Origin of the sequence: Azospirillum brasilense (assembly GCF_003349955.1) — a bacterium.
Classification (GTDB): Bacteria; Pseudomonadota; Alphaproteobacteria; order Azospirillales; family Azospirillaceae; genus Azospirillum; species Azospirillum brasilense_B.
This window is the reverse complement of record NZ_QLKQ01000138.1, coordinates 1-9,347: the sequence shown is the minus strand read 5'-3', so window position 1 is coordinate 9,347 and position 9,347 is coordinate 1. Positions and strand designations below refer to the sequence as shown.

The following is a 9,347-nucleotide window of genomic DNA, read 5'->3' as shown; positions in this document are numbered from 1 at the left end:
GCAGGGGAGGGCTTTCTCCTCCCCCTGCGAAGCGGGGGGAGGTCGGGAGGGGGGCCCTCCGCAACCACTCCCCCTCAACAAAACAACTTACTGCCCGACCACCTTGGTCGCGCGCTGGATCACCGCCTCGGGGATGGTCACGCCCATCGCCGCCGCCGATTTGGGGTTCACGAACAGGTCGGTGCCCTTGGCGAAGGTCACCGGCACGTCGCCCGGCTTCTCACCCTTGAGGATGCGAACCACCGCCTCGCCGGTCTGGCGGCCGACCTGCCGGTAGTCGAAGCCGATGGAGGCCACCGTGCCGCGCGCCACGCTGTCGGTGTCGGCGGAGAAGACCGGCAGCTTGGCCTGCTGGCCCACCGCGACGACGCTTTCCAGCGCCGAAACGACCGTGTTGTCCAGCGGCACGTAGATCGCGTCGGCCTTGCCGACGAGGCTGCGGGCGGCGGGCTGGGCGTCGGCGGACTTGGTGGCGGTCGCCTCGACCACGGTCAGCCCGGCCTTCTGCGCCTCCTCCTTCAGCGCCTTGACCAGCGAGACGGAGTTCGGCTCGCCGGCGTTGTAGAGGACGCCCAGACGCTTGACCGACGGCACGATCTCGCGGATCAGCGCCACATGCTCGGCCACCGGGGCCATGTCCGACACGCCGGTGACGTTGGCGCCCGGCTTGTCCAGGCTGCGGACGAGCTGCGCGCCGACCGGGTCGGTCACGGCGGTGAAGACCACCGGAATGTCGCGGGTCGAGGCGACGACCGCCTGGGCGGAGGGGGTTGAGATCGGGACGATCACGTCCGGACGGGCGCCGGCGAACTGACGCGCGATCTGCGCGGCGGTCGCGGGGTTGCCCTGGGCGCTCTGATACTCGACCTTCAGGGTGTCACCCGGCGTGTAGCCCGCGGCCTTCAGCGCCTCGATCACGCCGTCGCGCGTGGCGTCCAGCGCCGGATGCTCGACGATGGCGGTGATCGCGACGGTCTTGGTCTGGGCGAGGGCGGCGGCGCTGGTCAGCGCGATGGCCGCCGTGGCGGCGGCGAGAAACAGGCGGATGATCGTCATGGCTCCAGGCTCCCGGAGGGGGTTTGTGCATCCCGTAGACGCCCAGGGGCCGGTCCGTCAACTGCCCGAACAGGAATCCGATGAGCGAAGACGTGCGCGACACCCAACTCCAAGCCCGACTCCAAGCCCTCGAATCCGCCATCGCCGACATCGAGGCGGAGGCCCGCGCCGCCGCGCATGCGCTGTGAGCCCATGAGCTTCAGATGCGGCTGGAGAACATCGCCCGCCGCGTGGAGGCCTTGCGCGCGGCGCAACCCCGGGGTGCGGGCGACGGAACGGCGTGACGATCGGTCGCTCCCTCCCCATATGAGGCCCTTCGGGGAGCGGATCGCAGGGGTGGAGTCATGACGGCGGAAGACGGCACGCAGGATGGGACGCGGTCGAAGACGACGGCGGCGCTGCGCGGGCTGATGGGGCAATGCCCGGCCTGCGGACGCGGGCGCCTGCTGCGGAACTACCTGAAGCCGGTGGACCACTGCGCCCATTGCGGCGAGGCGTTCGGCCATCTGCGCGCCGACGACGCCCCGCCCTGGATGACCATCCTGATCGTCGGCCACATCATCATCCCGGCGGTGCTGTCGGTCGAGCAGCGCTACGAGCCGGCGACCTGGGTGCATCTCACCATCTGGCCGTTGCTGACCCTGTTGCTGACCGGCCTGCTGCTGCCGCGCTGCAAGGGCGTGGTGCTGGGGCTGCTGTGGAGCACCGGCGCGCCGGGGTCGGAGCGCGCCTGATCCCGCCCCGCCGAAGCTGGCTCAATCGAAACTGAGGGCGAAGCTCGCCCGCCCCTGCCCGGCCTGGAAGCGCTGCCACATCACGCCGAAGGCGGCCTCCAGCGCGCGGGTGAAGCGCACGCCGTTGAGCGCCGGGGACGCGGCCAGCCGGTCCCGCAGCCCGCCGCGCAGGGCCGCCAGCCCAGCCGGGTCGGCGACCAGCGCCGCCGCCTTGGCGACGTAGCCGTCCGGCCCGTCGGCCACCAGATCGGACAGCCCCGCCGAGGCGAGGTGCGTCACCGAATGGCGGGCGCAGAAGCGGTCGCCGCCCAGCGTCACCACCGGCACGCCCATCCACAGCGCCTCCAGGGTCGTCAGACCGCCGGAATAGGGGAAGGGGTCGAGCGCCACGTCGACTTCCCCGTAGCCGGCCAGGAACTCCCGGTGCGGCGCCCCACCCCGCAGATCGACCCGCGCCGGGTCCAGCCCGGCCCGTTCGAACAGGGCCAGCGTGCGCGCTGCGGTGCCGGTGTCGTCCAGCCCCGGCGTGCGCAGCAGCAGGCGGGAGCCGGGAACGGCGCCCAGCACGCGCGCCCACAACGCCGCGACCTCCGCGTTCAGCTTGGGCAGCGCGTTGAAGGACCCGAAGGTGGCGTGACCGCGCGTCGCCAACGGCAGCGGAGCCACGGCCGGCGCGTCCTCGGGCGGCGCCCAGGGGACGTAGGCGTCGGGCATGCGCACGACGCCTTCGATGCACCAGCCGTCCGATCCCGGCGGGCTCTGCCGCGAATCGGAAATCAGATAGTCCATGGCCGGCAGGCCGGTGGTGCCGACATAGCCCGCCCAGGTCGCCTGCACCGGCGCCGCGCGCCGCGCGAAGACCGGCAGGCGGTTGCCGAAGGTCTGGCCCGCCAGATCGACCAGGATGTGGATGCCGTCCGCCTGGATGCGCTGGGCCAGGGCCGCGTCGTCCAGGCCGGTGGTCCAGACCCAATGGTCGGCGTGGGCCATCAGCCGCTCGGTCTTCCAATCCGGGTTGGCGGTGTTGGCGTAACAGACCACCTCGAAGGCCGAGCGGTCGTGGTTCGCCAGCACCGGCTCCAGGAAAAAGCCCACGGGATGGGCCCGGAAGTCCGGCGAGACATAGCCGATGCGGATCTTCGGCGCCGGAGCGGCCACAGCGGGCGCCGGACGGTCGGGGTAGCGGGCGCCCCAGTCCGCATGGGCCTGGGCGATGGCCGGCATGGTCAGCCCCGGCACGAACTGCATCAGATAGAGGCGCGAGGCGTGCAGCGAATCGACATTGCCATGCTGCGCCACCACGGCGTCGATTTCCGCCAAGGCCTCCTCCGCCCGCCCCTGCATGGCGAGCACGCGGGTGGCGCGGTTGGCCCGCACCTCCGCCCGGCTCGGCGCGAGGGCGAGCGCCGCCTTATAGGCGTCGTCGGCCTCGCCCAGCCGGTTCATCTCGGCCAGCGCGTTGCCGAGGTTGTACGGGTGCGCCCAATTGGCCGGGTCGAGCCGCCCGGCCCTCTCGTAGAGCGTCACCGCCTCCCCCCGCCGCGCCTGGGCGCGCAGCAGCACGCCCAGATTGGCGACGGCGGCCAGCGTCTTCGGGTTCAGGGCGATGGCGCGGCGGAAGAAAGCCTCCGCGCGGGCCGAATCGCCGGCCCGGCGCACCGCCTCCGCCATGGTGAGCAGCCCGTCCATCGCCATCTCCAGCGACGGGTCGAGGTTCAGAGCCCCGGCATAGGCGTTGGCCGCCCCGGCAACATCGCCCAGGCTTTCCATCACCAGCCCGTAGTTGGCCCACCAGACGGGGATCGAGGGATAGGCGGCGATGGCCCGCCCGATCAGCTCCAAGGCCTCGTCGAACCGCCCGGCCTGCGCCGCGACGAGGCCCTGGCGGTGAAGTCCATCGGCCTCGTGCGGCGTCATCTTGGTGGGCGTCATGACGGCTGGTCCTTGCAGGGTTGGCGCGGGGGTTACTCGGCGCGGCCGAGCTGGTCCATCAGCTCCCGCCACTCGCGCTTGGACAGGCCGCTGGCCTCCTGGGTCACGGCCTCGCCGGAGAGCAGGCGCTTCACGACCTCCAGACCGGTCTTCGACATGTGGGTGCCGCCCAGCCGGTACTCGCTGAAGGCGTCGAACACGGCGGGGACCCAGCGCTTCACCACGTCCAGCATGGCCTCGGCGTAGACGCGGATCTCGTATTGGGCGTGCGGGTCGGCGCGCAGGCTGAGGAAATGCAGAAGGTTGTGGAGATCGACCTTCCAATACCACTGGGTGTAGTAGTTCAGCGTCAGGTTCATGCGCGCCAGCTCGCGCGCCAGGCCCTGGCGGCCCTCTTCGATGGTGGTGCCGTCCTCGCGCTGGTTCAGCATCTCCTCGTAGTGGGCGTAGACGGCCTCCGAATCGTCGCGCAGCAGCTTCATCACCGACGCCGCCTCGTCGCCCTGGAGCACGTCGCCGCGGCCCTGCCGGTTGACCACGGCCTGAGCGCCCAGGTTCTCGGGCGTCGGGATGTAGAACTCGCGATCGAGGATGGAGTAGCGCGCGGAGTATTCGTTGACGTTCGCCGTGCGGTGGCGAATCCACTGGCGGGCGACGAAGATCGGCAGCTTGACGTGGAACTTGATCTCGCACATCTCGAACGGGGTCGAGTGGCGGTGGCGCATCAGATACTTGATGAGGCCGGCGTCCTCGGTGACCTTCTTGGTGCCCTTGCCGTAGGACACGCGCGCCGCCTGGACGACGGCCGAATCGTCGCCCATGTAGTCGACGACGCGCACGAAGCCGTGGTCCAGGACCTCCAGCGGCTCGTAGAGGATCTCCTCCAGGGCCGGAACGGTGGCGCGGCGGGTGGTGGCGGTGACGGCGCGCAGGCGGTCGATCTCGGCGCGCTGCTCGGGCGTGATCGGCATGGGTACTCCGGGGACTGAATTCGGCCGGCACTCTACGTCCGCGAACCCGGACAGTCACCCCCTTGCAAGAGCCTCCGGTCAGAATCCGCCGCACCCCCTTTCCATATCCGGATGAAGGGCCTATATTGGGTCCGTCGGCAGCAGCCGACTATGGCGATAAACGCCTTGCGGAATAAGCGTTGTGGACCCGGGGGCGGTACCCGGCGCCTCCACCAAACAAACCACCGGTCTCTCGGGCGTTGCCGTAGGGAGCGGGTTCGTTGGGGGCGAAATAGGATCGACACGCGTGGTAAAGGCATGGTCTTCGCCCGGCATGGTTCCGCCGTTATCGGGCCATTGCAATAGTTGCCAACGACAACGTTGCTCCGGTCGCCGTTGCCGCCTAACAGCGGTAACTGACCGAAATCAATCCCCGATGGGTAGCACCTGAGGGTGGGGCCGTGGGCCGCCTAGCAACAGAAGGCCCACACTTACCCGTCTGGCGTTAAGGACCCGCCCAAGAATGCCGAGAGAGCAGTTGCGTTATGACCGCATGGTCGAGGCCGCCCTGCGCGGTGTCGTCCGTGACGCGCTCCGCCAGGTGACGGACCGCGGGCTCCCCGGCGATCATCACTTCTACTTGACCTTCCGGACGGGTTACCCGGGCGTTGACATCCCCGAATATCTGTCGTCCCAGTATCCCAACGAGATGACCATCGTCATCCAGTACCAGTTCTACGGGCTGGAGGCGCTGGACGATCATTTCGAGGTGACGCTGAGCTTCAACAACGTGCATGAGCGGCTGGTCATTCCTTACGCCGCCATCACCACCTTCGCCGACCCGTCGGAGAATTTCGCCCTCCAGTTCCAGCCGGTGGAGCCCGCCGAGTCGGCGGAGATCGCCACCATCCCCGCACGCGAGACGTCGGAGAAGAAGGCGATGGATGGGGCAAAGCCGTCCATTGCGAAGCTCGCCAAGTCCGAAACGGCCAAAGCCGATTCCGGCAAGTCCGACCCGGATCGTTCCGGTGAGGAGCCGAAGCGCGGCGAGGTCGTGACTCTCGACGCCTTCCGCAAAAAATAGGCTCCCCACCATGGCCACGGTCAGCGAACTCGTCCGCTTCCTGTGCGAGTCGCTGACACCGTTGGGAGCCATCACCGCCCGCCGCATGTTCGGCGGTTACGCGGTCTATTGCGACGGCGTCGTCTTCGCTCTGGTGGCCCGCAACATCCTGTATTTCAAGACCGACGACGGCAACCGGCCGGAGTACGAGGCGCTGGGCCTGCGCCCCTTCAAGCCCTTCGACGACAAGCCGACGGTCCTGCCCTACTTCCCGCCGCCCGACTCGGCGCTGGACGACCCTGACGAGCTTCTGTTCTGGGCCCGCCCGGCCCTGGCGGCGGCGATCCGCACCGCCGCCGTCAAGAAGCCGTCCCGAAAAAGGGTAAAAGCCTGAGCCGTCAGATGTTCTCAGCCATATGGGCGGAGGCGGTGTCCACCGGTGCGGCGCCGGCACGCTGGCGGACCTGACGGGCGAAGCGCGCCGGGCTCGGCAGATGGCTGAGCAGACGCCCGGCGCGGCCCATGGCGGACATCGCCTTGCCCATGCTCATCACGTCGCCGAGCCGGCGGTCCACGAAGGCCCAGGTCTCGGCATGGCCCTCCGACCGGTCGTCCAGCCAGTAGAAGGTTGCGGAGCTGAGCACCGCGGCCAGCGTGGCGCGCTTGGTGTAGTGGTTGAAGTCGGTGGCCGTGTCGCCCGCCGCGAACCACATGGCGTCCACGGTGCGGTAGAGCATGGTCAGCCCCATGCCGATGTTCTGCGGCATGGCGAGATAGGCGAGCAGGCGGCGCTTGGCCTCCATGTGCGGTTCCAGCACCTCGAAATGGGTGCGGATGGCGAGCGCGATCTTCTCCCCCACCCTCATCTCGTCGAGCGGATGCTTGTCCAGTTCGGCCAGCATGCGGCGGTCGGTCCAGGCGCCGAAATACTCGGCCAGCTCCGGCACGCCGCCGGGAAAGGCGCGGTGCATGGTCGCCGTGTCATAGCCGGCCATCTGGGCGCCGTCGCGCAGCGCCTGAAGGCTCCAGCCATCGAACACGATGTTGGGAAGCGTGGAGAGCAGGATGTCGTCCCGCACCGCGTCCATATCCAGCGCAGCGTCCATGTCAGTCTCTCCCCTCCTGCTGTTCCAGCGCCTCGGTGATGTGATGCGCCTCGTCGGTGAAGGCCAGATAGCGCAGATCGGTCATCCGGTCGATGTAAAGCACGCCGTCCAGGTGATCGCACTCGTGCTGGATGACGCGGGCGTGGAATCCCGATGCCTCACGCTCGATGGGTTCGCCGTCCAGCCCGACGCCGCGGTAGCGGATGCGTGCGAATCGCGGAACGACGCCGCGCAGCTCGGGAATCGACAGGCAACCCTCCATCCCGTGCTCAAGCCCATCGCCCAGCGGCTCGATCACCGGGTTGATGAGCACGGTCGGCTCCACCGACTCGCCGCCGGAACGCAGGGCGGGCACGCGGAACACGATCATGCGCAGCGATTCGTGCACCTGCGGGGCCGCCAGCCCGACTCCGGGCGCGTCCAGCATGGTGTCGATCATGTCGGACGCCAGCCGCCGGATCTCCGGGGCCGTCGGGTCGGACACGGGGTCTGCGACCTTGCGCAGCACCGGGTGCCCCATGCGGGCGATCTTCAACAGGGTCATGCCCTATTATCTGGGCGCCACGGGCCGCCGGGCAACCGTTTTGCCCACGCCTTGTCGCAGCGGAACACGCAGGGTTGGAAGACTCCGCTTCACAGGCGACCCCGTCCGTGCTACATAAAGGTCCACACAAGGGGTGCGCCCGAAAGCGCATGCCTGTCGCATGCCTGTTTGTTGCCTCATGGCAACTCGGCTCACTTGATAAAGGTGACGGTTAACGTGCAAGTTCTGGTCCGAGACAACAACGTCGATCAGGCCCTCCGCGCGCTGAAGAAGAAGATGCAGCGCGAGGGCATTTTCCGGGAAATGAAGCTGCGCCGGAACTACGAGAAGCCCTCGGAGAAGCGCGCGCGTGAGAAGGCTGAGGCGGTGCGTCGCACCCGCAAGCTGCTCCGCAAGCGTATGGAGCGCGAGGGCTATTAATCCTCAGGCGCGTTTCGCGCCGGATTGACAGGCGCGCTTCGGCGCGCCGGGCATCCATGCGCGTTCGCGCGCTTGCCCCTCTTGTGTCCTGCACCTGCCGCCCCGCGTCTGCGCGTGGGCGGTTTTGGTGCATCTGCGGTCCGCTTCGCCGTACCGAAGAACGTCTGCCAATAAAAGAATGGGGAGGGTCGCCAATGAGCGCATCCAAGGACACTCCGCGCGTCTCCGTGCCGGCGCTGCGCGCGCGCAAGGGCGGGGAGCCGATCGTCTGCCTGACCGCCTACACCACCCCGGTCGCCCGCCTGCTCGACCCGCATGTCGACCTGCTGCTGGTCGGCGACTCGCTGGGCATGGTGGTCTACGGCTTCGACAGCACGCTTCCCGTCACCCTCGACATGATGATCGCCCATGGCGCCGCCGTGGTGCGCGGCTCGCGCCACGCCTGCGTGGTGGTCGACCTGCCCTTCGGCAGCTACCAGGAGAGCCCCCAGGTGGCCTTCCGCAACGCCGCCCGCGTCATGGCGGAGAGCGGCGCCCAGGCGGTGAAGGTGGAAGGCGGGCTGGAGATGGCCGAGACGGTGGCCTATCTGACCACCCGCGGCGTGCCGGTGATGGGCCATGTCGGGCTGCTGCCGCAGTCGGTCAACGCGCTCGGCGGCTACAAGGCGGTGGGCCGCGATCCGGAAGCGGCGGAGCGCATCCGCGCCGACGCCCGCGCCATCGCCGAGGCCGGCGCCTTCTCCCTGGTCATCGAGGGCACGATGGAGTCGCTGGCCCGCCAGATCACCGAGGATGTGACCATCCCGACCATCGGCATCGGCGCCTCCCCCGCCTGCGACGGGCAGGTTCTGGTGTCTGACGACATGTTCGGCCTGTTCGGCGAGTTCCAGCCCAAGTTCGTGAAGCGCTACGCCCAGCTCGGCACCGCCATCGGCGAAGCCGCCGCGACCTACGCCGCCGAGGTGAAGGCCCGCAGCTTCCCCGGTCCGGAGCATTGCTTCGGCATCAAGAAGGCGTAAGGGCCCCCTTCCCTTTCCCAAAAGAAAAAGCCGTGCGGCTCCGCACGGCTTTTTTCGTGTTCCGGGGGCGCGTCAGGCGCCGTCCACCACGATCATGCGGAAGTCGGCGGCGTCCTTCCGGGCCTCGCGCGCCTCGCGGTATTCGGGGCTGTCGTAGAAGGCCTTGGCGGTGGCGTAGTCCGGGAACTCCAGGATGACCACGCGGTTGGGCTGCCAGCCGCCTTCCAGCTCCTCCGCCTGCCCGCCGCGGGCGATGAAGCGCCCGCCATTTTGGGCGACCGCGTTCGGGGTCAGTTTCTTGTAGTTTTCATAGGCCGCGGGATTCGTCACGTTCACGTCGGCGATGATGTAGGCGGGCATGGCGTCCTCTCTCCGTTTCTTGTGATGGCAAAAAGAAACCCCCGGGGCGCGCCGGCCCCGGGGGTTCATCTTACGCCACACCGGTAAGGGTGCGGGTTACTCCATCGACTTCACGACCTCTTCGGTGACCTTCTTGGCGTCGCCGAACAGCATCATGGTGTTG

The 9,347-nt window shown here is 68.6% G+C and carries 11 protein-coding genes and 1 other RNA gene; 6 read left to right on the top strand and 6 right to left on the bottom strand.

Annotated elements, in window-relative coordinates:
- Positions 1-87: 87 nt before the first annotated feature.
- Entirely contained in the window at positions 88-1,056 is a 969-nt protein-coding gene (locus tag DXK32_RS31255; protein ID WP_114862060.1) for an ABC transporter substrate-binding protein, read from the bottom strand.
- A 344-nt stretch (positions 1,057-1,400) separates the two neighbouring features.
- On the opposite strand from DXK32_RS31255, the gene DXK32_RS31250 reads away from it, so the two are divergent.
- Positions 1,401-1,790 carry a DUF983 domain-containing protein gene (locus DXK32_RS31250; RefSeq protein WP_114862059.1) on the top strand — a complete coding sequence of 130 codons (390 nt, stop codon included), beginning with the start codon at positions 1,401-1,403 and terminating at the stop codon, positions 1,788-1,790.
- 21 nt (positions 1,791-1,811) lie between these two features.
- Here the strand turns inward: DXK32_RS31250 and DXK32_RS31245 are convergent, their stop codons facing one another.
- Together DXK32_RS31245 and thyX are read right to left on the bottom strand one after the other, a co-directional pair.
- Positions 1,812-3,722 carry a tetratricopeptide repeat protein gene (locus tag DXK32_RS31245; RefSeq protein WP_114862058.1) on the bottom strand — a complete coding sequence of 637 codons (1,911 nt, stop codon included), beginning with the start codon at positions 3,720-3,722 and terminating at the stop codon, positions 1,812-1,814.
- 32 nt (positions 3,723-3,754) lie between these two features.
- Positions 3,755-4,693 (bottom strand): FAD-dependent thymidylate synthase, encoded by a 939-nt coding sequence (gene thyX, locus DXK32_RS31240; RefSeq protein WP_103040756.1) that lies wholly within the window; start codon positions 4,691-4,693, stop codon positions 3,755-3,757.
- A 94-nt stretch (positions 4,694-4,787) separates the two neighbouring features.
- Here thyX and ssrA point away from each other — a divergent pair.
- From ssrA to DXK32_RS31225, 3 genes are all read left to right on the top strand, one after another.
- Positions 4,788-5,164: a transfer-messenger RNA gene (gene ssrA, locus DXK32_RS31235) on the top strand.
- 31 nt (positions 5,165-5,195) lie between these two features.
- Positions 5,196-5,756: an SspB family protein gene (locus DXK32_RS31230; RefSeq protein ID WP_114862057.1), complete on the top strand. Its 561-nt coding sequence runs from the start codon at positions 5,196-5,198 to the stop codon at positions 5,754-5,756.
- Positions 5,757-5,766: 10 nt separating this feature from the next.
- Complete coding sequence (locus DXK32_RS31225) at positions 5,767-6,129, top strand: TfoX/Sxy family protein (RefSeq protein ID WP_114862056.1); 363 nt, start codon at positions 5,767-5,769, stop codon at positions 6,127-6,129.
- 4 nt (positions 6,130-6,133) lie between these two features.
- On the opposite strand, the gene DXK32_RS31220 is transcribed toward DXK32_RS31225, so the two are convergent.
- Positions 6,134-6,841 carry a COQ9 family protein gene (locus DXK32_RS31220; RefSeq protein ID WP_114862055.1) on the bottom strand — a complete coding sequence of 236 codons (708 nt, stop codon included), beginning with the start codon at positions 6,839-6,841 and terminating at the stop codon, positions 6,134-6,136.
- 1 nt (position 6,842) lies between these two features.
- Positions 6,843-7,385, bottom strand: coding sequence for a peptide deformylase (def, locus tag DXK32_RS31215; protein WP_114862054.1), 543 nt, complete (start codon positions 7,383-7,385; stop codon positions 6,843-6,845).
- 216 nt (positions 7,386-7,601) lie between these two features.
- On the opposite strand from def, the gene rpsU reads away from it, so the two are divergent.
- Together rpsU and panB are read left to right on the top strand one after the other, a co-directional pair.
- Positions 7,602-7,805, top strand: a complete 204-nt coding sequence (gene rpsU, locus DXK32_RS31210) for a 30S ribosomal protein S21 (protein ID WP_012974546.1) — start codon at positions 7,602-7,604, stop codon at positions 7,803-7,805.
- A 194-nt stretch (positions 7,806-7,999) separates the two neighbouring features.
- Positions 8,000-8,824 (top strand): 3-methyl-2-oxobutanoate hydroxymethyltransferase, encoded by an 825-nt coding sequence (panB, locus tag DXK32_RS31205; protein WP_114862053.1) that lies wholly within the window; start codon positions 8,000-8,002, stop codon positions 8,822-8,824.
- 72 nt (positions 8,825-8,896) lie between these two features.
- Here panB and DXK32_RS31200 read toward each other — a convergent pair whose 3' ends face one another.
- On the bottom strand, positions 8,897-9,184 hold the full coding sequence (locus DXK32_RS31200; protein ID WP_114862052.1) for a DUF1330 domain-containing protein: 288 nt from the start codon (positions 9,182-9,184) through the stop codon (positions 8,897-8,899).
- Positions 9,185-9,347: the final 163 nt, after the last annotated feature.

Excerpts from the sequence above, each read along its gene's own strand:
- DXK32_RS31230 (WP_114862057.1), top strand. The coding sequence starts at position 5,196 with ATGCCGAGAGAGCAGTTGCGTTATGACCGCATGGTCGAGGCCGCCCTG.
- DXK32_RS31225 (WP_114862056.1), top strand. The coding sequence starts at position 5,767 with ATGGCCACGGTCAGCGAACTCGTCCGCTTCCTGTGCGAGTCGCTGACA.
- def (WP_114862054.1), bottom strand. The coding sequence starts at position 7,385 with ATGACCCTGTTGAAGATCGCCCGCATGGGGCACCCGGTGCTGCGCAAG.
- DXK32_RS31220 (WP_114862055.1), bottom strand. The coding sequence starts at position 6,841 with ATGGACGCTGCGCTGGATATGGACGCGGTGCGGGACGACATCCTGCTC.
- DXK32_RS31250 (WP_114862059.1), top strand. The coding sequence starts at position 1,401 with ATGACGGCGGAAGACGGCACGCAGGATGGGACGCGGTCGAAGACGACG.
- DXK32_RS31200 (WP_114862052.1), bottom strand. The coding sequence starts at position 9,184 with ATGCCCGCCTACATCATCGCCGACGTGAACGTGACGAATCCCGCGGCC.
- DXK32_RS31255 (WP_114862060.1), bottom strand. The coding sequence starts at position 1,056 with ATGACGATCATCCGCCTGTTTCTCGCCGCCGCCACGGCGGCCATCGCG.
- panB (WP_114862053.1), top strand. The coding sequence starts at position 8,000 with ATGAGCGCATCCAAGGACACTCCGCGCGTCTCCGTGCCGGCGCTGCGC.
- thyX (WP_103040756.1), bottom strand. The coding sequence starts at position 4,693 with ATGCCGATCACGCCCGAGCAGCGCGCCGAGATCGACCGCCTGCGCGCC.
- DXK32_RS31245 (WP_114862058.1), bottom strand. The coding sequence starts at position 3,722 with ATGACGCCCACCAAGATGACGCCGCACGAGGCCGATGGACTTCACCGC.